General features: G+C 72.2%; 21 protein-coding genes. 10 read left to right on the forward strand and 11 right to left on the reverse strand.

Annotation, left to right across the window (positions count from 1 at the left end):
- Positions 1–256: 256 nt before the first annotated feature.
- The gene (locus CP970_RS30865; RefSeq protein ID WP_055555142.1) at positions 257–757 is read left to right on the forward strand and encodes a hypothetical protein; all 501 of its coding nucleotides are present in this window, start codon (positions 257–259) and stop codon (positions 755–757) included.
- Positions 758–878: 121 nt separating this feature from the next.
- Here the strand turns inward: CP970_RS30865 and CP970_RS30870 are convergent, their stop codons facing one another.
- Positions 879–1,613, reverse strand: coding sequence for a YqeB family protein (locus CP970_RS30870; RefSeq protein ID WP_063806236.1), 735 nt, complete (start codon positions 1,611–1,613; stop codon positions 879–881).
- Positions 1,614–1,752: 139 nt separating this feature from the next.
- Here CP970_RS30870 and CP970_RS30875 point away from each other — a divergent pair, with 139 nt between their 5' ends.
- A complete protein-coding gene (locus tag CP970_RS30875; RefSeq protein ID WP_055555140.1) occupies positions 1,753–2,697 on the forward strand; it encodes an aminoglycoside phosphotransferase family protein in 945 nt (314 codons plus the stop codon).
- A 3-nt stretch (positions 2,698–2,700) separates the two neighbouring features.
- Here the strand turns inward: CP970_RS30875 and CP970_RS30880 are convergent, their stop codons facing one another.
- Positions 2,701–3,513 (reverse strand): SAM-dependent methyltransferase, encoded by an 813-nt coding sequence (locus CP970_RS30880; protein WP_079043977.1) that lies wholly within the window; start codon positions 3,511–3,513, stop codon positions 2,701–2,703.
- Positions 3,514–3,567: 54 nt separating this feature from the next.
- Positions 3,568–4,119 carry a DoxX family protein gene (locus CP970_RS30885; protein ID WP_150494227.1) on the reverse strand — a complete coding sequence of 184 codons (552 nt, stop codon included), beginning with the start codon at positions 4,117–4,119 and terminating at the stop codon, positions 3,568–3,570.
- A 282-nt stretch (positions 4,120–4,401) separates the two neighbouring features.
- On the opposite strand from CP970_RS30885, the gene CP970_RS30890 reads away from it, so the two are divergent.
- The gene (locus CP970_RS30890) at positions 4,402–4,728 is read left to right on the forward strand and encodes a hypothetical protein (RefSeq protein ID WP_055550799.1); all 327 of its coding nucleotides are present in this window, start codon (positions 4,402–4,404) and stop codon (positions 4,726–4,728) included.
- 18 nt (positions 4,729–4,746) lie between these two features.
- Here CP970_RS30890 and CP970_RS30895 read toward each other — a convergent pair whose 3' ends face one another.
- The 3 genes from CP970_RS30895 to CP970_RS30905 form a co-directional block, all read right to left on the reverse strand.
- Positions 4,747–5,631 (reverse strand): PhzF family phenazine biosynthesis protein, encoded by an 885-nt coding sequence (locus CP970_RS30895; RefSeq protein WP_055550797.1) that lies wholly within the window; start codon positions 5,629–5,631, stop codon positions 4,747–4,749.
- A gap of 103 nt (positions 5,632–5,734) precedes the next feature.
- Entirely contained in the window at positions 5,735–6,205 is a 471-nt protein-coding gene (locus tag CP970_RS30900) for a lamin tail domain-containing protein (protein ID WP_055550801.1), read from the reverse strand.
- Between the two features lie 121 nt (positions 6,206–6,326).
- The gene (locus CP970_RS30905) at positions 6,327–7,100 is read right to left on the reverse strand and encodes an SDR family oxidoreductase (protein ID WP_055550794.1); all 774 of its coding nucleotides are present in this window, start codon (positions 7,098–7,100) and stop codon (positions 6,327–6,329) included.
- Between the two features lie 132 nt (positions 7,101–7,232).
- Here CP970_RS30905 and CP970_RS30910 point away from each other — a divergent pair, with 132 nt between their 5' ends.
- The 3 genes from CP970_RS30910 (at position 7,233) to CP970_RS30920 (ending at position 11,516) form a co-directional block, all read left to right on the forward strand.
- On the forward strand, positions 7,233–8,867 hold the full coding sequence (locus CP970_RS30910; RefSeq protein WP_055550793.1) for an alkaline phosphatase D family protein: 1,635 nt from the start codon (positions 7,233–7,235) through the stop codon (positions 8,865–8,867).
- Positions 8,868–9,096: 229 nt separating this feature from the next.
- A complete protein-coding gene (locus CP970_RS30915; RefSeq protein WP_055549377.1) occupies positions 9,097–10,386 on the forward strand; it encodes a Bcr/CflA family multidrug efflux MFS transporter in 1,290 nt (429 codons plus the stop codon).
- Entirely contained in the window at positions 10,341–11,516 is a 1,176-nt protein-coding gene (locus tag CP970_RS30920; RefSeq protein WP_055549375.1) for a serine hydrolase domain-containing protein, read from the forward strand. The genes CP970_RS30915 and CP970_RS30920 overlap by 46 nt, the downstream gene beginning before the upstream one ends.
- 31 nt (positions 11,517–11,547) lie before the next feature.
- On the opposite strand, the gene CP970_RS30925 is transcribed toward CP970_RS30920, so the two are convergent.
- Positions 11,548–12,045, reverse strand: a complete 498-nt coding sequence (locus CP970_RS30925; protein WP_055549373.1) for a GNAT family N-acetyltransferase — start codon at positions 12,043–12,045, stop codon at positions 11,548–11,550.
- A gap of 67 nt (positions 12,046–12,112) precedes the next feature.
- Here CP970_RS30925 and CP970_RS30930 point away from each other — a divergent pair, with 67 nt between their 5' ends.
- On the forward strand, positions 12,113–13,129 hold the full coding sequence (locus CP970_RS30930) for a small ribosomal subunit Rsm22 family protein (protein WP_055549371.1): 1,017 nt from the start codon (positions 12,113–12,115) through the stop codon (positions 13,127–13,129).
- Between the two features lies 1 nt (position 13,130).
- Here the strand turns inward: CP970_RS30930 and CP970_RS30935 are convergent, their stop codons facing one another.
- Positions 13,131–13,616, reverse strand: a complete 486-nt coding sequence (locus CP970_RS30935; protein ID WP_224059339.1) for a hypothetical protein — start codon at positions 13,614–13,616, stop codon at positions 13,131–13,133.
- A 232-nt stretch (positions 13,617–13,848) separates the two neighbouring features.
- On the opposite strand from CP970_RS30935, the gene CP970_RS30940 reads away from it, so the two are divergent.
- A complete protein-coding gene (locus tag CP970_RS30940; RefSeq protein ID WP_055549367.1) occupies positions 13,849–15,849 on the forward strand; it encodes a glycoside hydrolase in 2,001 nt (666 codons plus the stop codon).
- On the opposite strand, the gene ddaH is transcribed toward CP970_RS30940, so the two are convergent.
- Together ddaH and CP970_RS30950 are read right to left on the reverse strand one after the other, a co-directional pair.
- Positions 15,846–16,679 (reverse strand): dimethylargininase, encoded by an 834-nt coding sequence (gene ddaH / locus CP970_RS30945; RefSeq protein WP_338061044.1) that lies wholly within the window; start codon positions 16,677–16,679, stop codon positions 15,846–15,848. The genes CP970_RS30940 and ddaH overlap by 4 nt on opposite strands.
- 129 nt (positions 16,680–16,808) lie before the next feature.
- Positions 16,809–16,991, reverse strand: coding sequence for a DUF6243 family protein (locus CP970_RS30950; protein ID WP_150494229.1), 183 nt, complete (start codon positions 16,989–16,991; stop codon positions 16,809–16,811).
- Positions 16,992–17,130: 139 nt separating this feature from the next.
- Between CP970_RS30950 and CP970_RS30955 the strand changes: the two genes are divergently transcribed.
- Positions 17,131–17,775: a TetR/AcrR family transcriptional regulator gene (locus CP970_RS30955; protein WP_055549363.1), complete on the forward strand. Its 645-nt coding sequence runs from the start codon at positions 17,131–17,133 to the stop codon at positions 17,773–17,775.
- Here the strand turns inward: CP970_RS30955 and CP970_RS30960 are convergent.
- The gene (locus tag CP970_RS30960; protein ID WP_055549361.1) at positions 17,750–18,616 is read right to left on the reverse strand and encodes a glycerophosphodiester phosphodiesterase; all 867 of its coding nucleotides are present in this window, start codon (positions 18,614–18,616) and stop codon (positions 17,750–17,752) included. The two genes, CP970_RS30955 and CP970_RS30960, sit on opposite strands and share 26 nt — an antisense overlap.
- A gap of 168 nt (positions 18,617–18,784) precedes the next feature.
- Here CP970_RS30960 and CP970_RS30965 point away from each other — a divergent pair, with 168 nt between their 5' ends.
- Positions 18,785–19,510 (forward strand): bifunctional DNA primase/polymerase, encoded by a 726-nt coding sequence (locus CP970_RS30965; protein WP_055549359.1) that lies wholly within the window; start codon positions 18,785–18,787, stop codon positions 19,508–19,510.
- The last annotated feature ends 39 nt before the right edge of the window (positions 19,511–19,549 follow it).

Here is a 19,549-nt window from a genome sequence, read left to right on the forward strand (position 1 = left end):
GCGTGGCGGACTGTGACGTACGCGGCGAGCTGTTACGGCACGACCGGTTTTGGTCGTGACATGTCAAAGACCCCGGGGTCGGCCTTGCCGTCCCCGGGGTCCTGTGCCTCAATGGGCAGCGATCCGGAATGCTGACGACCCGTCAGAGCGATGGAAGCGCACGGGAGTTGAGCACCGACATCGCCACCCCCACCTGACCGGTCCGCACACCGGATCGACCCCCGCTCGATCCCCCCACCATGAAGGCAGGTCCTCCATGCGACATGGCAGATTCGGCACGGGCAGTCCAGGACGCACGGCCCGCACCGGCATAGGCGCGGCACTGGCGGCGGGCGCGCTCGCCGTCGGTGCCCTCGCGATGGCACCCGCGGCAGGCGCGGTGGAGCCGCAGTCCGCCACCCTCTCCTTCGACTGCGGGTCCTACGGCTCGGGAACGGCGACGCTCACCGCCGCCCAGGACGGCACCAACGCGACCATCGAGGTGTCCACCTCCGCGATCAAGGCCCCCATCGACATCGGCGCCGGCGCCGTCAAGTCGACGCTCACCCTCACCAAGAACGGCAGCGGCACGACCGACTTCACCGGTAACGCCAACCCGGCCATCCCCGCGGGCGGCGCCGTCTCCACGGGACCGCTCAAGGGGACCGTCGCCTCGGGCGACAGCCTCGAAGGGAAGTCCCTGACCATCGTGGTCCTCGGCATCACCGTGACCTGCAACGGGACATCGGCGCAGACACCGGGACCGTTCGTGTTCTGACCCGCGTGTCCTGACGCGCGCTGTACGGCACGCAAGCCGGGCGGCTCCCCGGGGACGGGAGCCGCCCTCCGCCGTGTCCCGCCGTGTCTCGCCGTGTCCCGCCGTGCTCCGCGGCCGCCGGTCACGCCCCGGTGGCCAGCGCGCGCCAGTACTGCTCCTTGCCCTCGTCGCGCACGACGTAGCCGAGGCCCCGCGCCATCCCCGTGAGGTCCCGCGCGTCCTGCCCGGCGTCCCGCTTCAGCGCGGCCTTCCGCGCCGCGAGCAGCGCGTGCACCTCGGCGGGCAGGTCGGGGGTGCCGGGGATCCAGCGGTGGAAGAGCGACGCGTACGGGTCGCCGTCCCGCCACGGGTAGCCGTGTGCGCGGAACGCGTCGGCGAGCGCGGCGGCGCGTGGCGCGTGCCCGCCGCGCACGAGTTCGCCGGAGTCGGCGCCGAGCAGCACGAGCTGCTTGCCGTCGACGAACACCGCGGAGACGTCGGTACGTTCGAAGGTCCGCGGCTCGTCGCCCCGCTTGATCCGCACCCGGGTGTCGGTCAGCTCCAGCGTCATGTCCTCCGCGAGCGCCATGAGGGCGAGGACGACGCCCGCCACGAGCCCGGCCGCCATGACGAGCCCGGTCTGCCAGAGCGCGTCGAGCCCGCCGACGAACTCGACGGCGTCCCGCCAGGGCAGCACCGGCGATCCGGACACCCAGCGGGCGAGCCGGGGCAGCGCCAGGCCGAGCGCGAGGCCGACGGCGGGCAGGCCGACGAGCAGCAGGAGGAGATCCCCGCGCGGGTGACCGAGCACGGTCGTCCCGCCGCGCGCAGCCGCGCTCTCCTGCCCCGCTCCTTCGTGGAACCGTTCGTCCGGCATCCCGTGGTGCTCCGTTCGTCCCCTGTGGGCGCGCCGTCGTCGACCGCCTCCTCCCGGGACGCTAGGGGCCCGGCGCCGCCCTTCGCTGCCGCCGAAAGTCGGTCGCGGTCCTACTTCGGTAGCGCGTACGGTGCCGGTCATGCTGCCCGAGGTGATCACCGAGGAGGACTGGGACCGCGTCGTCCCCGACGAGAGGGTCATGCGGCCCGGTGCCGCCGACCTCTGCGCGGGGCTCGGCCTCGCCGGAGCGACCCTGACCCGCTATCCGGAGGGCTCGCAGCCGGTCTACGCCGTCGGCGACGAGCACGTCCTCAAGCTCTTCCCCGCGGCCGCTGCCCAGGACGGGATCACGGAGGCCCGCGTGCTGAGCCACGTCGAGGGCCGCCTCCCCGTCCCCACGCCCCGGGTGCACGCCGCCGGAGCGTACGAGAACGGCTGGCGCTACGTCCTGATGTCCCGCCTGAGCGGCGAGGACCTTGCCACCGCCTGGCCGCGCGCCCCGCGCGCCGACCGGGAGCGCGTGGTCACCGAGGCCGCCGAGGCGCTCGCCGCGCTGCACGCCCTGGACCCCGAGCCGCTCGCCGACGTCCTCGGGCCCGGCGACTGGGGCGCGTTCCTCGACCGGCAGCGGACCGGCGCGGTCGAGCGGCAGCGCGGGCGCGGGCTCTCCCAGGAGTGGCTCGACCAGATCCCCGGCTTCCTGGCCTCCGTCACCCTGCCGTGCGCCACCACCGAAGGAATCCCTGAACACGCCCTGCTGCACACCGAGTTCATGCGCCAGCACCTGACCGTCGAACCGGCCGACGGCTGGCGCCTCACCGGACTCCTCGACTTCGAGCCCGCCATGATCGGGGACCGGGCGTACGACTTCGTGGGCGTCGGCCTCTTCGTCACGCGCGCCGAGCCGGGGCTGCTGGCGCGCTTCATGAAGGCGTACGGCAGGACGTACGATCCGCGCCAACTCCTCGCGTACACCCTGCTCCACGTGTACAGCAATCTGCCCTGGTATCTCCGGGAACTGCCCGCCCCGCCCGAACCGACGCTCGACGCGCTCGCCGAGACGTGGTTCGGACAGGGGCGGTAGGCGTCAGCCGACGACCGGTACCAAGGTCAGATACGCGATCCCGAGCACCCCGCGGTAGCCGTGCAGCCAGTTGGCGCGCTGGGCGTCGGCCTTCGCGCGCGTCTGCGCGGCCAGCGGGTGGCCGGGGTGGGAGGCCAGCCACTCCTCGACGTCGGAGCGGTAGGCGGATTCGAACTCCTCCCACTCCTCGTCGTTCGCCGCCTCCACCCACAGCGGGCGGAACCCCGCCTCGATCGCGGCGTCCACCAGGTCGCCGAGGGACAGGTGTTCGTCGGCGCGGGCGTCCGGCCACATCCCGGCGAGCTCGGCGGCGGTCGGCGTGCGCTGCCAGAAGCCCTCGCCGAGCACGACGCGGCCGCCGGGGTTCACCAGGCCGCGCAGGGCACGCAGCGCCTCCACCGTGGCCAGGGGCGGTTCGGCGGAGCTGAGGGCGTGGCTCGCGCCGAGGCAGAGCACCACGTCGGCGGGGCCGTGCGCGGTGTCGGTGGCCGACTCCTCGACGAACGCGGCCCGCCCACCGAGCCCACGCCCCTCGGCGTTCGCCCGCCCCCGGGCCAGATCCTCCCCGTTCAGATCGACCCCGATCCCGGTGGCTCCCGGCACCCGATCGAGGACCCGCAACATCAACTCCCCCCATCCGCACCCGAGATCGAGCACGGAACGCGGCTCGCTCACCACGATCCGCCGAACGATCCGCTCCGCACGCGCTTCGGAGAGCGGTCCGTGAAAGGTGAGTCGGGTGAGCCGCGGGGGGCCGTCGGAGGTGGGGGCGTCGGGGGCGCCGGGAGTACGGGAAGTGCTGGAATCAACGCTCATGGCCGTGGACGCTAACGTGTCGCCCGCTCAGGGGAACAACGAATTTCCCTCCGCCTATGCCACTCCCTCTCCCTCCTCCTCACCCTCGCCCGCCCCTCCCACCGTCCTCTTCCTGGCCCCCAGCGTCGCGAGTACGCCGATCGCCGTGCCCGCCAGGGCTGCCGGGACCATCCAGGTGCGGTTGAGTGCGTGGCCCAGGGCGTGGTCGGCGGAGTAGCGGCCGGGGCCCGTTACCGCGAGGGTCGCCGCGGTCAGGCCCAGGAAGGCCGGGTACTCGTAGCCGCCGCCCTGGCTGAAGAATCCGTTGGGTGCGTGCACGGCCGTGGCGCCCGCCATCGCGCCCGCTGCCGCCGCGCCCGCCGCCGGTGTCGCGAGGCCCAGCGCGAGCAGGACCCCGCCGCCCGCCTCCGAGACCCCCGCGACCAGCGCGTTCAGCTTGCCCGGCGCGTAGCCGACGGACTCCATGAAGGCGCCGGTGCCCTCGATGCCGCCGCCGCCGAACCAGCCGAACAGCTTCTGGGCGCCGTGCGCGGCGAGCACCCCGCCGGTTCCCGCGCGGAGCAGCAGCAGGCCGAGGTCACGGCGGTCGAGGCACGAGCAGGTCATGGGAACTCCCGGGGTCTCTCCGAGGGCGGTCGGGTCCGCTCCCACCGTCCAACGGAGCGGCGCCGGGCACCCTGCCCACGGGGCCGTACGGGTGACACGCGTACGGCCCCGTCAGGGGCGCGGGGAACTGCGCGCTCAGCGCGCGAAGAGCCGCAGTCGCGTCTGCCGAGGTCCCCGCAGACGCGTCCGCGGGTCGTTCGCGGCCGCTCGCGCGGTTCCCCGCGCCCCTGACGGGCGCCCGCACCGGTGGCGCCGAGGATGCCCTGGTGTGACCGTGGGCCCATGAGCATCCAAGTGAACCGGCTCGCCGACCCCGTGGTCCGCGACTTCGTCGTCGCCGTGAACGCCCACGACACGGGCGCCTTCAACGCCCTGCTCACGCCCGGCGCGACCATGGCCGACGACGGCTCCGACCGGGACATCGCCGACTGGACGGACCGGGAGATCTTCTCCAGCAACGGCCACATGGACATCGAGTCGGAGTCGGACGGCGGCCGCACGCTGCTCGTCACGTTCCGGAACGACACCTGGGGCGAGATGCGCACGAAGTGGCACTTCACCGTCGACGGCGCGGGCAAGATCTCCCGTTTCGAGACCGGCCAGGCCTGACGCCGGGCGGCGGGAGGGTCAGGACGGGATCCGTACCGCCGTCCCGCTCACCCGTACCCGCGCGTCCCCCTCCCGCAGCGTCACCGTCAGTACGCCGGGCCTGCCCATGTCCGCCCCCTGGTGCAGGGTGAGTTCCGCGTCGGCGGGCACCAGGCCGAGTTCGCGCGCGTACGCGCCGAAGGCCGCGGCGGCGGCGCCCGTCGCCGGGTCCTCCACGACGCCGCCGACCGGGAACGGGTCGCGCACGTGGAAGACGAAGTCGCTCTCGCGCCACACCAGTTGGACGGTGGTCAGGTCCAGGCGGCGCATCAGCGCTTCGAGGCGCGCGAAGTCGTACGAGAGGTCGGCGAGCCGCGCCCGCGTCGCGGCGGCGAGCACGAGGTGGCGGGCGCCCGCGAACGCGATGCGCGGCGGCAGCGCGGCGTCGAGCTCGCCCGCGTCCCAGCCGAGCGCGGCGAGCGCCTCGGCGACGTCGTCCCCGGCGGCCGCCTCGACGCGCGGCGCGACGCTGGTGAGCGTGGCCCGCACCGTGCCCGCCGCCCGGGAGACCGTCACCGGCACCGTGCCCGCCCGCGTCGCGAACACGAACTCACCCACCCCGTCCCGCTCGGCGAGCGCCACCGCGGTGGCCACGGTGGCGTGCCCGCAGAAGGGCACCTCGGCCTTGGGGCTGAAGTAGCGGACGGCGTAGGCCCGTTCGGCGCCCGCCGGGTCCGGGGTGAGGAACGCCGTCTCGCTGTAGCCGAGTCCGGCCGCGATCGCGAGCATCGCCGCGTCGTCGAGGCCCGCCGCGTCGAGGACGACCCCGGCGGGGTTGCCGCCCGCGGGGTCGGTGGCGAAGGCCGTGTAGCGCAACACATCAGGGGCGGTGCCGGGGGAGTCCCCGGCGTTGTTCGTCGTCATGTCGCAGGGCAACCACTCCGCGCTCCGGGAGATTCCCGCGGCCCCAACCGCGGGTTCCGGTCCTTCGCGGAGCGGTTGCCCTGCCCCCTCCCCTTCGCGGTGGTCAGTGGCAGTTCTTGTAGCCGCGGTCGGCGCGCGTCCAGGAGCAGGAGTCCTGGAGCGAACCGCTGGGCTTGACGAGGCGGGCCTTGTCGCTGGTGTTGTTCCAGACGTAGCTGCCGCGGCCCCAGTAGCGCACGCCCGAGGCGTCGCGGCCCTTGCCGGTGCGGACCTTGACGGTCTTGCCCGCGCCGATCTTGTAGCTGCCGAAGGTGTACGTGTAGCCGGTGTTGTCCTTCAGCTTGTAGCCCTTGAGCTGGACCGTGGAGCGGGAGCTGTTGTGGATGTTCACCCACTCCGCGTTCAGCGAGGAGTTGCTGCGGTTGTCACGGCCCGGGCTGTCGTACTGGATGTAGCCCAGGTGCAGTCCGCCCTGGTGCCGGACGGTCGCCGCCGACGCGGGCGAGGCGGCGAGCAGCGACACCGAGAGGGCGGTGGCCGCGAGGACGGCGGGGGCGGCGATGCGTATGCGCAAGGAGTGCTCCAAGTGTGAAGTTCTCGTGGAGAGAAGCTGAGCATACGGGGTGCGCTGAGCGGGATTGAGGCGGTAGGTCCCATTCCACTTGTGCAGATTTCCCTCCGGTGGCCGCGTGGCGTCAACCCCGCCCGACGTACGGCATGTTGGTCGCAAGCACCGTCGCGAACTGCACGTTCGCCTCCAGCGGCAGCTCCGCCATGTGCCGCACCGTGCGCGCCACGTCGGCCACGTCCATCACCGGCTCGCTCGCCAGCGAGCCGTTCGCCTGGAGGATCCCGGACTGCATGCGCTCGGTCATGTCGGTCGCGGCGTTGCCGATGTCGATCTGCCCCACCGCGATCCGGTACGGGCGGCCGTCCAGGGAGAGGGACTTGGTCAGGCCCGTCAGGGCGTGCTTCGTCGCCGTGTACGCCACCGAGTGCGGGCGCGGCGCGTGGGCCGAGATCGAGCCGTTGTTGATGATCCGCCCGCCCTGCGGATCCTGCTCCTTCATCTGCCGGAACGCGGCCTGGGCGCACAGGAACGCGCCGTTGAGGTTGGTGTCGACGACATGGCGCCAGGCATCGTAGGGGAGTTCCTCGACCGGGACGCCGCCGGGACCGAACGTACCGGCGTTGTTGAAGAGCAGATCGAGGCGGCCGAAGCGCTCGCGCACGCCCGCGAAGAGCGCGGCCACGTCCTCGGGCCGCGCCACGTCCGTGCGTACGCACAGGGTCGCGCCGTCCTTCGCGGAGGCGAGGGCGGCCGTCTCCTCGAGGGTCTCCGTGCGGCGGCCCGCGAGCGCCACCGACCATCCTGCGGCGAGCAGTTCGAGGGCGACGGAACGGCCGATCCCGGAGCCCGCTCCGGTCACCACGGCGGTCTTCGTCGGTGCAGTTCGCTCAGCGTTCATGGCCCCGCAGCGTACGGGAGGGCTGTCCACGCGGACATCATCCGACCGCCATGCGGCTGTTGTGTACGCGACAGTCGGGCGTCGTCCCCCGCCACTTCCATGCCCCTGACACCAATCGTCAGGGGAGGGTCCATGACCACCGCAGGCCAGCACCACGCACCCGAACTGAAGGCAGCGGCACGCCACTTGGGGCGCCGCAGGTTCCTCACCGTCACGGGGGCCGCCGCCGCGCTCGCCTTCGCCACCGAGCTGCCCAGCGCGGGCGTAGCGAGCGCCGCCGATCTTGACGGGCGCAGGATCAAGGACAACCCCTTCACCCTCGGTGTCGCCTCCGGCGACCCGCTGCCCGGATCCGTACTGCTGTGGACCCGGCTGGCCCCCGCCCCCTACGAGCCGGGCGGCGGCCTGCCCAAACAGCGCGTCACCGTCCAGTGGGAGCTCGCCCACGACGCCCGCTTCCGGCGCGTCGCCAGACGAGGCACGGTGACCGCGCACCCGGAGTTCAGCCACAGCGTGCACGTCGAGGCCGACCACCTCGAAGCGGGCCGGACCTACTACTTCCGCTTCAAGGCGGGCACGTGGGTCAGCGAGACGGGCCGCACCCGCACCGCGCCCCCGACCGGCAGCCGCCCCGGCGCGCTCACCCTCGCCGCGGTCTCCTGCCAGGCGTACCACGACGGCTACTTCACCGCGTACAAGCACCTCGCGCAGGACGACGTCGACGTCGTCTTCCACCTCGGCGACTACCTCTACGAGTACGCGGTCGACGCGGTCGGTGGTGCCCGCAAGTACACCGACCGCACGCTGCCCGCGCACTACAACAAGGAGACCCAGACCCTGGAGGACTACCGCCTGCGATACGCCCTCTACAAGTCCGACCCCGACCTGCGCGCCGCCCACGCCGCGCACCCCTTCGTCGTCACCTGGGACGACCACGAGGCCGAGAACAACTACGCGGGCGACATCTCCGAGAACGACGACCCGCCCGCCGAGTTCCTGCTGCGCCGCGCCGCCGCCTACCGCGCGTACTGGGAGAACCAGCCGCTGCGCCGCCAGCAGCTGCCGAGCGGCCCCGACGCCCAGCTCTACCGCCGTCTCGGCTGGGGCCGCCTCGCCCAGTTCGACATCCTCGACACCCGGCAGTACCGCTCCGACCAGGCGTACGGCGACACGGCCCACGCCCCGGGACCCGAGTCGGACGACCCGGCGCGCACCATCACCGGCGCCACCCAGGAGCGCTGGCTCATCGAAGGATGGCGCCGCTCGCGCGCGCTGTGGAACCTCGTCCCGCAGCAGGTCACCTTCTCCCAGCGCAAGCTGGACCTCACCGCGCAGGCGAAGCTCTCCATGGACGCCTGGGACGGCTACCGGGCCTCGCGGCAGCGGGTCCTCGCGGGCGCGAAGGCCGCGGACCTGGAGAACCTCATGATCCTCACCGGCGACGTGCACGTCGGCTACGCCTTCGACATCAAGGACGACTTCGACGACCCGTCCTCCAAGACCCTCGGCACGGAGATCGTCGCCACGTCCATCGCCAGCGGCAAGGACGGCGCGGACAAGCCGGCCAACTGGGACACGTACACCAAGGCCAACCCCCACATGAAGTTCTACAACGGCCGCCGCGGCTATGTGACGGTCGCCCTGGACAGGGAGGCGGCGCGGGCGGACTTCAAGACGGTGAACGCCGTGACGACGCCGGGGGCGCCCATCAAGACGGCGGCGTCTTTCCTCACGGAGTCGGGCAACCCGGGGCTGCACTCGGCGTAGCTCCTCCTGGGGCTCCGCCCCAGACCCCGCTCCTCAAACGCCGGAGGGGCTGATTTCTTCGCGGCGCGGCTGATCAATTTTCGGCGCGGGCCGGAAATTCTCAGCCCGTCCGGCGTTTGAGGACGAACTCGGCGAAGCCGGTGATTTCCGCCAGCCCCGTGCACCGGTCCACGGCGGAGCCCGGAGCTGCGACCATGGTCATGGATCCAAGACCACTGGGAGGGGCACGATGCCTGAGCGCGGGCAGACCACGGAAGAGCACGAGATACCGACGGCGACGGGGCCGAAGAACCCCGTCGCCGTCCGCCGCACCGGGGCACTCGTCACCCTCGTCCTCGGCGGCCTCACCGCCGTCCCCCCGCTCTCCATGGACATGTACCTCCCGGCCCTGCCGGAGGTCACCGACGCACTCAGCTCCCCCGCCGCGACCGTCCAGCTGACGCTCACCGCGTGCCTGATGGGCATGGCGCTCGGCCAGCTCGTCGTCGGCCCGATGAGCGACAAGTGGGGGCGCCGCCGCCCGCTCCTCATCGGCCTGCTCGTCTACATCGTGGCCACCGCGATCTGCGCCTTCGCGCCCACCGCCGAACTGCTCATCGGCTTCCGCCTCCTGCAAGGACTCGCGGGCGCGGCGGGCATCGTCATCGCCCGCGCCGTCGTCCGTGACCTGTACGACGGCGTGGAGATGGCCCGGTTCTTCTCCACCCTCATGCTGATCTCCGGCGTAGCCCCGGTCGTCGCGCCCCTGATCGGCGGCCAGGTCCTGCGCTTCACGGACTGGCGGGGCATCTTCGTCGTCCTCACCGGCGTCGGCATCGCGCTGACCGCGCTGGTGTGGCGGTGCCTGCCCGAGACGCTCGCCCCCGAGAAGCGGCACAGCGGCGGCACCGTCGAGGCACTGCGCACCATGAGGTCGCTGCTCGCCGACCGCGTCTTCACCGGCTACATGATCGCGGGCGGCTTCGCGTTCGCCGCGCTCTTCGCGTACATCTCCGCGTCACCGTTCGTGATCCAGGAGATCTACGGCGCGTCCCCGCAGACCTTCAGCCTGCTCTTCGGCGTGAACTCCGTCGGCCTGATCGCCGTCGGCCAGATCAACGGCAAGATCCTGGTCGGCAGGATCAGCCTGAACAAGGTGCTCGCCTTCGGCCTGAGCGTGATCACCCTCGCCGCGACCGCGCTGCTCCTGATGACCACGGGCGTCTTCGGCGACGTCGGGCTCGTTCCGGTCGCGGCCGGACTCTTCGTCCTGATGTCGGCGATGGGGCTGGCCATGCCGAACACCCAGTCCCTCGCGCTCGTCCGCACCCCGCACGCGGCCGGTTCCGCTTCCGCGCTGCTCGGCACCTCCTCCTTCCTCATCGGCGCCATCGCGTCGCCGCTCGTCGGCATCGCGGGCGAGGACACCGCCGTCCCGATGGCCGTCGTCCAAGTGGTCTGCGCGGTGGCGGCCATCGCCTGCTTCGTGGGACTGTGCCGCCCCTGGCAGCACAGGACCACGGAGGGAGTGGACCACTGACCGCACCACGGCTCCTGCGCACCGGCACGCCCGACCGCGCGGGGCTCGACCCCGACGAGATCGGCCGCCTGGTCTCCGAGGTGCGCGACCTGACGCGCGGCCCGCACCCCTGGTGCGCGGGCGCCGTCGTGCTCGCGGGCCGCGGCCCGGTGATCGCCGCGGAGGCGGCCGACGGCTGGGCCGTGCGCTACGCCTCGTACGACCCGGAGACCGACGCGGGCGTCGAGCTGCCCCGCGAATGGCGGGTGCCGATGCGCACGAGCACCCCCTTCGACCTGGCCTCGCTCACCAAGCTCTTCACGACCGTCGCCGCCGTGCAGCAGCTGGAACGCGGCACGCTCGGCATCGACGCCCTGGTGGGGGCGTACGTCCCGGAGTTCACGGCGGCCGCCGCGTACGGCATCACGGTGCGCCAGCTGCTCACCCACACCTCGGGCCTGCGTCCCGAACTGCCGCTGTACGACTGCCCGGACGACACCGCGCGCCGCGTGGCCCTGCGCGCGGAGGCCCCGGTCAACGAGCCCGGCGCGTACGTCTACTCCGACCTGAACATGCTGCTGCTCCAGCAGGTCCTGGAGCGCCTCACCCGCCGCCCCCTCGACGTCCTCGTGCGCGAGGGCATCACCCGGCCCCTCGGCATGGCCGACACCGGCTTCGGTCCCCGCCCGGACGCCGCGGCCACCGAGGACCAGCGCAGGCCCTGGGCGAAGGCCGACCGGGGGATGCTGCGCGGCACGGTCCACGACGAGAACGCGTGGGCGCTCGGCGGCGTCGCCGGGCACGCCGGGCTCTTCTCCACCGCCCGCGACCTCGCGGTGTTCTGCCGCACGCTGCTGTGCGGCGGCTCGTACGGCAGGGCCCGCATCCTCGGCCCCGACTTCGTGGAGCTGATGCTGACCGCGCCGGGACTCGGCTTCGGCATCGACCAGTCGTGGTTCATGGGGGAGCTCGCGGGCGGCGGCGCGGCCGGTCACACGGGTTTCACCGGCACGTCCCTGGTCCTCGACCCGGTGACCGACACGTTCCTGGTGCTGCTCGCCAACACCGTGCACCCGGTGCGCAGGCCCGCCGACAGCGCGCCGCGGGCGGCGGCTGCCACTCGCCTCGCGCGGGCGGCCCGGGGGCGGTAGCGGTTGAAGGGCAGCGGCTGAAGAGCAGCGGCTAAAGGGTCCTGCGGAAGCAGACCCGGTGGTGCCCGGGACCGTCGTAGTCGCTGTGCACGGGCAGCCCGTCGACCTCGTGGTCACCCGGTTCGAGCGTGAAGCCCATGGCGCGGTGGAACGCGATGGAGCGGGTGTTGCGCGGCGAGGTGATCGACCGGACCTCGGTGCGCCCCGCGGCGGTGGCCTGGCGGAAGAACTCCTCGTAGAGCGTGCGGCCCACGCCCCGGCCGCGCAGGTCGGGGGCGACGCCCACGAAGTGGATGTACGCGCCGTGGTCGTCGTCGGCGGAGTACAGGCCGACGAGGAACGCCCTGACCGCCCCGTCCTCCTCCATGACCAGGCTGGTGCGCGAGAAGAACTGCAGGAACAGCTTCGGCAGCAGCAGGGACAGCTCCCTGGACTGCTCGGGGGAGTGGGTGGCGCCCCACCAGGTCTGTACGCGATCGACGATCGCGCCGTGGTCGGACACCCTGGCCCGGCGTACCTCTGTGCTCATGACGCTCCTTCTCTCACACCGTTCACCGTCGGCTCACGCTTCCCTCCTACCCCCGTAGACTCACGGGGTGAACGCCCCGATCTCCCCGGCTTCCCCAGCCTCCCCCGCCGATACGCTGCGCGCCGCGCTCGCCGGGCTCCTCGACGGGCTCCCGCCCAAGCAGGCGACCCAGGCCGTGGACCGGCTCATCGCCAACTACCGGGGCCGCACGCCGACCGACGCACCGATCCTGCGCGACCGCGCGGACGTCGCGGCCTACGCCGCCTACCGCATGCCCGCGACCTTCGAGGCGGTCCGTGCCGCGCTCGACGCCCTCGCGGACGCGGCGCCCGAGGGCTGGGCGCCGGGCAGCCACGTGGACGTGGGCGGCGGGACCGGGGCCGCGACCTGGGCGGTCGCGTCGACCTGGGCGGGGGAGCGGCCCGTGACGGTGCTCGACTGGGCCGAGCCCGCGCTCGCCCTCGGGCGTGAACTGGCGGGCTCCGAGCCCCGGTTGAAGGCCGCGCGGTGGCAGCGCTCTCGCATCGGAGCATCGCTCGCCATCGAGAGCACCGATCTCGTCACGGTGTCGTACGTCCTCGGCGAGCTCACGGAGGCCGACCGCGCCTCGGTCGTGGAGGCGGCGGCGGAGGCGGCGACGCAGGCCGTCGTCATCATCGAGCCGGGCACCCCCGACGGCTACACGCGGATCATGGCGGCGCGCGAGCGGCTGATCGCCGCCGGGTACCGGATCGCCGCGCCCTGCCCGCACAGCGCCGCCTGCCCCATCGAGCCGGGCACCGACTGGTGCCACTTCTCGGCACGGGTCAGCCGCTCGTCCCTGCACCGCAAGGTCAAGGGCGGCTCACTGGCGTACGAGGACGAGAAGTTCAGCTATGTCGCGGCGGTCCGCTTCGATCCTGCCCCGCCGCCCTCCCGGGTGGTGCGCCGCCCGCAGATCCGCAAGGGCCAGGTCCTCCTCGACCTGTGCGGGGCCGAGGAGGAGCTGCGCAGGGAGACCGTGACCAAGCGCCACGGCCCCCTCTACCGCGCGGCGCGCGACGCGGACTGGGGCGACGCGTGGCCGCCCCAGTCCGCGCGGTGACTCACGCGCCCCAGGTGCCCTGGTTGACGGCGCAGTTCCAGCCGGTGCCGTGCACGGCGAACTTGACCTTGTAGGACCGGGTGTTCAGCAGGTGCGTGTTCACCTTGAAGCCGAGCTTGGCCTTGCCCTTGAAGGTCTTGTCGAAGACCGAGACGGTCTTCGACGTCTTGTGGGTGACCTTGCCGCCCTTCGGCAGGGCCCTGCCGAAGCGGACGTTCTTGACGTTGGTCACGGTGAACGTGACGTTCTTGATGGTCGACCTGCTCTTGTTCTTGATGCCGAAGTACAGCCCGCCGTTGGTGACCCAGCCGTTCCTGTTGATCTGGAAGCGGGACGTGTAGACGATGTCGATCGGGCATCCGGCGACGGCGCGCGGCGCTGCCTTCGGAGCGGCCGATCCCGTCGCGGCGGACGCGGATCCGGCGAGGCCGAGCTGTGCGGCCGTGAGTGCCCCCGCGGTGGCAAGGACCGCGGCGGACGTGCGCATACGGTTCACTGCGCTGATACCTCTTTCCCCCTGGGCCCCCGTGGACCCAACTTTTTGGTTGTGGTGCTGCGTTCACACAGGACGGTCGGTGTCACTGCGCGTCCGTATTGTTAGCACGTCCCCGGCCAGATGGCTGAACTGACCCTCTTCTTAAGAGGCCGACCCGCCTTTTCCTCAGAGGCTGACCCGCCTTCTTAAGAGGTTCTTAGACGCGGCGACTATCCACATCCCTATGCCCACCAAGATCAGTTCTCCAGGCCATGCCCGCAGGCGCTCGGAGACCCGTTTCCTCGCCCTGTCCATCGCCCTCGCGCTCACCGCGGCCGGTGCCACCACGTACGCCTTCACCGCGGGCGCGGGACAGCCGCATGGCAGCCGCGTCGAACTCGCCGTCCACGGCGGCACCGCGGTCGTCGACACCGCCACGCTCGCCGTCCGCGCCCGCACCGGGGACGGCCGCGACCTCACCCTCTCCGACGCCTCGGGCACCGACCTCGGCGCGCCGGGCCCGGTGACCCGCACCGGCAAGGGCCGGGCCCGCTGGAGCTACCCCGAACGCGGCATCGACGTCAGCGCCCGCACCGACCACGGCCGCCTCTCGCTGCGTCTGAAGGCGGGCCGCGACACCTCCGTCAGCTGGCCCGTCACCGGCACCGACGCCGCTGCCTCGGCGCTCCAACTCCCGCGCGGCGAGGGCCTGGACATCCCCGTCGACGACGCCTTCTGGACCACGGGCAAGGGCGGACTCGGGGGCAGCACCGTCGACGTGGGCGAAGGCCTGACGCTGCCGCTGTGGGGCTACTCCCTCGGCAGCGGGACCGGCGTCAGCTACCTCACCCCCACCGACATCGGCACGACCCTCGGCTTCACCGCCCCCGACGGCCGCCTGCGCACCACGGCGAAGCACGCCTTCGACGGCGGCGAGGGCACCCGCGACTACACCGTCACCTTCGCCCTGACCGACGGCAACGCGGTCGCGCCCGCCGCCGACTACCGCTCCTACCTCGCCGAACGCGGCCGGCTCGGCAGCCTGAAGCGGAAGATCGCAAAGAACCCCGCCACCGGGAAGCTCCTCGGCGCCTTCCACGCCTACACCTGGGGAACGGCCCGTACGGCAGGGGGCGTCGAGCAGCTCCGCAAGCTCGGCGTCGACCGGATGTGGCTCGGCTACGACGGGACGCCCTACCCGGACAAGGCAGCGGTGAGCGCCGCCAAGAAGGCCGGATACCTGACGGGCCCCTACGACTCCTTCGCCAACGGCCAGGACCCGAAGAGCGCCGACGCGCCGAACTCCCGCTGGCCCGGCACCGTGTACCCCGACTTCTGCGTACGCGACGCGAAGGGCGAGCCCGAGACGGGCTTCGGCGGACGCGGCTGCTACCTCAGTTCGGAAGCCTTCGAGAAGGCCGAGCCCCGCCACCACTACCTCGCCAAGCGCACCCGCGCCATGGTCGCCAACGGCGCCGACAGCTACTTCCTCGACGTCGACGCCACCGGTGAACTCTTCCGCGACCACGGCGAGGGCCACCGCATGACCAAGGCGGGGGACCGGGAGAACCGCCTCGCGCGGATGCGCCGCATCGCGGAGACCGGCAAGGGCCTCGTCCTCGGCTCCGAGACCGCCCAGGCCTGGGCGAACCAGGTGCTCGCCTTCGACCACGGCGGCGGCACCCCGGCCGCCGACGGCCTGTGGGCGCTCCAGAAGGACCGAGAGAAGTGGGGCGGCTACTACCCGGAGAACGCCCCCGGTGTCTTCTTCAAGCCGGTCGACCTGCCCGCCGACCTCGCCAAGGCGATGTACGACCCCCGCTACCGCGCACCGCTCTACGAGACGGCGCTGCACGGCTCGCTGGTCAACACCGAGCGCTGGGAGCTCAGTTACGAGAAGCTGCCGCGCCAGAAGAAGAACCGCGCGCTGCTCGCGATGCTCTACAACACGCCCCTCAACTACGTCCTCGACGGTCCTTCACTGAAGAAGCACGGCGCCGAACTGGCCGCGCTCCAGCGGTACTTCTCGCCGCTGCACAAGGCGGCGGGCACCGAGCCCCTGACCTCCTACCGGCGGCTGACCGCGGACCGCACGGTCCAGCGCACGGTGTTCGGCAGGGGCACGCTGACCGTCACGGCCAACTTCGGCACCACGGCGTACGAGGGGCTGCCGGGCGGCTGCGTCGACGCCCGCCTCAAGGGCGACGACGAGCCGCGTCGGCTCTGCCCCGCGGAACTCGGCTAGGTCCGCAGCTCCTGCGTGCAGCACTTCACGCTGCCGCCGCCCTTGAGCAGCTCGCCCAGGTCCACCCCGACGGGTTCGTAACCGCGCTCGCGCAGCGGTTCGAAGAGGCCGATCGCGGCCTGCGGGAGCAGCACGTGGAGCCCGTCGGAGACGGCGTTGAGCCCGAGCGCCACGGCGTCGGGCTCCTCGGCGATCAGCGCGTCGGGGAAGAGCCGTTCCAGGACGGTGCGGCTGCCGGGGGAGAAGGCGGGCGGGTAGTACATGACGTCGTCCGCCGCGTCGTCCAGGACGGCGAGCGCGGTGTCCAGGTGGTAGTAGCGGGGGTCGACCAGGTCGAGCCCGATCACCGGGCGGCCGAAGAACTCCTGCGCCTCGCCGTGCGAGAGCGGGCTGGCCCGGAAGCCGCGCCCGGCCAGGAGGTAGGAGGAGGTGACGGCGAAGTCGCCCTCGCCCTCGTTGATGTGGGTGGGTTCGTGGATCTCGGTGTAGCCGTGCGCCCTGAACCACTCCAGGTGGGCGGCGGCCTCCTCCTCGCGCTCGCGGTAGGCGAAGCGGGCGCCGAGCACGCGGCCCTCGACGACGGTCGCGCCGTTGGCGGCGTAGACCATGTCCGGCAGGCCGGTTCTGGGGGTGAGCTCCTCGACGGTGTGGCCGAGCGAGCGGTACACGTCGCGCAGGTCCTCCCACTGGGCGACGGCGAGCGGCACGTCGACCGGTTTGGCGGGATCCATCCAGGGGTTGATGGAGTACGTGACCTTGAAGTGTGCCGGTGGGCACATCAGATAGCGCCGGGGTGTGGCGCACCGAGGAGAGCGAGGAAAACGGGACAACGAAGGCTCCTCACGTACCGCAGGGTCGGATGCTGCCCCTGTCGGGGGCAGTTGCTGCCCATAGTGCGGTCTGAGGAGCCTTCGCGCTGTGCACCGAACGGGTGGTTGCGGCACCATCCGGCCTTTCACTCATGACCGGCCGTGCGTCCCGCGGCCTTCCCGCAGCTTGCGCAGCAGTTCGCGCTTCTGCTCCTGGGGGCTGAGACCGCCGCCGACCCGGCCGTCGCGGCCGCCGCCGCGCAGGTCCTTGCGGGAGAGATTGCTGCGCGTGCCGCCGACGCCCAGCATGTTTCCGGATCCGCCTCGCGTCATCGTCGTACCTCCGTGTCGGGGATGTGCCGGGGATGCATCAAGCGAGACGACTCGTCTCGCTTCGCCCTCCACTTTGAACGAGACGTATCGTCTTGTCAAGACGGAACGTCTCGCCTCGCTCGCTGCTACATTCGATGCCATGGCCCAGAAATCAGCCCCTGACTCCACGCGCCGCAGTGAACGCTCGCGCCGCGCGATCTACGACGCCGCCCTCGCCCTCGTCGGCGAGGTCGGCTACGGCAAGCTGACGATCGAGGCCATCGCGGCCCGCGCGGGCGTCGGCAAGCAGACGATCTACCGCTGGTGGTCCTCCAAGGGCGCCGTCCTGCTCGACGCCTTCCTCGACCTCGCCGAGCAGGCGTCCGTGGCCGCCAGCGAGAACGCGGGCCGGGACGAGACCGTCACCGAGATCCCGGACTCCGGCGACCTGGAGGCCGACCTCAAGTACGTGATGCGGGCCACCGTCGACGAGTTCAACGACCCCAAGTACGACGCCCCCTACCGCGCGCTCGCCGCCGAGGGGCTGCTCAACCCCGAGCTGGGCGCCGAGTTCGTGGAGAAGCTCCTGGAGCCGCAGCTCCAGCTCTTCGTGAAGCGCGTGCGCCAGGCCCAGGACGCGGGCCAGGTCGCGCCCGACGTCGACCCGCGCATCGCCCTCGAACTGTGGTCGAGCCCGCTCGCCCAGCGCTGGCTGATGCGATCGGGCCCGCTCACCCACGCCTACACGGACAAACTCGTCGAGTACGCGCTCCACGGCATCACGCCGCGCCCCGCCGCGTCCTGAGCGCGGCCGACGCCGACGCCTCGATCGGGGTGCGCGACAGGAGCCCCGGCGCGTCCGTGATGATGCCGTTGCAGCCGAGCCGCAGCGCCCGGTCGCGCTGCTTGGGCGTGGTCACCGTGTGCGCCCACACCCGGGGGATCCCCGAGTTCACCGCACGCAGGAGATCGCTGTCGCGTGCCTTGTAGTCCACGTCGAGCACGTCCACGTACGACGCCCAGTGCTCGGGCCTGTCCGCGCGCATCTGCGCCTTGGAGCGCCACAACTGCGCGAGCAGGCCCATCCGGTGGGCCTGCCGGGCCACCGCGGGGTTGTTGGAGTTCACGAAGACCGAGCGGGTCAGGCCGCGCGAGCGGATCAGCGTGGCCAGCCTCTTGAGGCTCTGCGGGTCCTTGGCCTCCAGCATCAGCATGATGCGCCCGCCGAACCGGTCGAGCACCTCCGCGACCGTCGGGGGGCGCTCCGGGATCCAGAACCCCGGCAGCTTCCTGCCGGGCCGCACCAGGACGTCCTGCCACGCGTCGCCGTCCAGCTCCCGCACCGGGCCCGTCTCGTACGTGGTGCGGTCCAGGGTCGCGTCGTGCATGACCACCAGCGTGCCGTCGCGCAGTATCCGGGTGTCGAAGTCGATGACCTGGGCGGTACCGCGTTCGTACGCCGCCGCGAGGCCCGACATGCTGTTCTCGGGCACCTCCAGGGCGCCGCCCCGGTGCGCGGTGTAGACGACGCCGGGGAGCGCGTCCACGGTCAGGGGGCCGCCGCCCCATTCGATCGGAGCAAGGAAGCCGCTCGGTGCCGTGAGGGTCAGCGCCGTGAGAGCTGTCAGCACAGTCCTGATGACCATGGCGACACCGTAGGGGAGTAAATCCCCTCTTAGTACGCAATGACGCGCGAAGTGATCCGGCGCCTTGGATCACCCCAGGTACCCCGGATGTGGGCTCCGGCCCCCCGGGGCGCAGGATGGTGGGACCATGGGTCATGCTTTCGGCACAACGGCGAGGTGAGGGGCTAGATGGGCGCGGAGTACGGTAGCCGGTCCGGCGTACAGGGCAGGATTTCCCAGTGGCTGCGTCGCCGCCCCAAGGACACCACGGCCGACGACCGGGCCCGCGAGGACCTGCTCCTGGCCGCAGCGGCGGCCGGACTGCCGCTCGCACCGGCCGCGTATCCCTCCGGCTACCGATGTTCCTGCGACCGGATCGGCTGTCCCACGCCCGCCAGGCACCCCGTCTCCTTCGCCTGGCAGACACAGTCCACGACCGACCGCGGCCAGATCGAGCGGTGGGCGCGCCACCAGCCCCAGGCCAACTTCATCACCGCCACCGGCATGGTCCACGACGTCCTCGACGTGCCGCTGAGCGCCGGGCGCGAGGCCCTGGAGCGGCTGCTCGCCGCCGGTATCGAGGTCGGTCCCGTCGCCGAGTCGGGTGACGACCGGATGCTCTTCCACACCGCCACCCGCGGCACCCCCGAGGACGAGGACGAGTGGTGGCCCTGTGAGCTCGACTGCCACCCCGAGACGATGGACGAGCACCCGGGGCTGCGCTGGCACTGCCGCGGTTCGTACGTCCTGGTGCCGCCCGCCAGGCTCCCCGGCGACCTGGGCATGCGCTGGGTGCGCGGCCCCGAGCACCCGCTGCCTGACCCGCTGACGCTCCTGGAGACGCTCACCGACGAGTGCGCCAGGGTCGCGGGCGAGCCGCAGGACGACGTCGCCGCCTGGCCCTCGCGCGGCTGAGACCGAGTACCGGCCGGGTGCCCTCAGGGGCCCTGGACG

Origin of the sequence: Streptomyces kanamyceticus (assembly GCF_008704495.1) — a bacterium.
Taxonomy (GTDB): domain Bacteria; phylum Actinomycetota; class Actinomycetes; order Streptomycetales; family Streptomycetaceae; genus Streptomyces; species Streptomyces kanamyceticus.

Coding starts and splice junctions, on each gene's coding strand:
- CP970_RS30865 (WP_055555142.1), top strand. CDS start 257: ATGCGACATGGCAGATTCGGCACGGGCAGTCCAGGACGCACGGCCCGC.
- CP970_RS30870 (WP_063806236.1), bottom strand. CDS start 1,613: ATGCCGGACGAACGGTTCCACGAAGGAGCGGGGCAGGAGAGCGCGGCT.
- CP970_RS30875 (WP_055555140.1), top strand. CDS start 1,753: ATGCTGCCCGAGGTGATCACCGAGGAGGACTGGGACCGCGTCGTCCCC.
- CP970_RS30880 (WP_079043977.1), bottom strand. CDS start 3,513: ATGAGCGTTGATTCCAGCACTTCCCGTACTCCCGGCGCCCCCGACGCC.
- CP970_RS30885 (WP_150494227.1), bottom strand. CDS start 4,119: ATGACCTGCTCGTGCCTCGACCGCCGTGACCTCGGCCTGCTGCTGCTC.
- CP970_RS30890 (WP_055550799.1), top strand. CDS start 4,402: ATGAGCATCCAAGTGAACCGGCTCGCCGACCCCGTGGTCCGCGACTTC.
- CP970_RS30895 (WP_055550797.1), bottom strand. CDS start 5,631: ATGACGACGAACAACGCCGGGGACTCCCCCGGCACCGCCCCTGATGTG.
- CP970_RS30905 (WP_055550794.1), bottom strand. CDS start 7,100: ATGAACGCTGAGCGAACTGCACCGACGAAGACCGCCGTGGTGACCGGA.
- CP970_RS30910 (WP_055550793.1), top strand. CDS start 7,233: ATGACCACCGCAGGCCAGCACCACGCACCCGAACTGAAGGCAGCGGCA.
- CP970_RS30915 (WP_055549377.1), top strand. CDS start 9,097: ATGCCTGAGCGCGGGCAGACCACGGAAGAGCACGAGATACCGACGGCG.
- CP970_RS30925 (WP_055549373.1), bottom strand. CDS start 12,045: ATGAGCACAGAGGTACGCCGGGCCAGGGTGTCCGACCACGGCGCGATC.
- CP970_RS30935 (WP_224059339.1), bottom strand. CDS start 13,616: ATGCGCACGTCCGCCGCGGTCCTTGCCACCGCGGGGGCACTCACGGCC.
- CP970_RS30940 (WP_055549367.1), top strand. CDS start 13,849: ATGCCCACCAAGATCAGTTCTCCAGGCCATGCCCGCAGGCGCTCGGAG.
- CP970_RS30950 (WP_150494229.1), bottom strand. CDS start 16,991: ATGACGCGAGGCGGATCCGGAAACATGCTGGGCGTCGGCGGCACGCGC.
- CP970_RS30955 (WP_055549363.1), top strand. CDS start 17,131: ATGGCCCAGAAATCAGCCCCTGACTCCACGCGCCGCAGTGAACGCTCG.
- CP970_RS30960 (WP_055549361.1), bottom strand. CDS start 18,616: ATGGTCATCAGGACTGTGCTGACAGCTCTCACGGCGCTGACCCTCACG.
- CP970_RS30965 (WP_055549359.1), top strand. CDS start 18,785: ATGGGCGCGGAGTACGGTAGCCGGTCCGGCGTACAGGGCAGGATTTCC.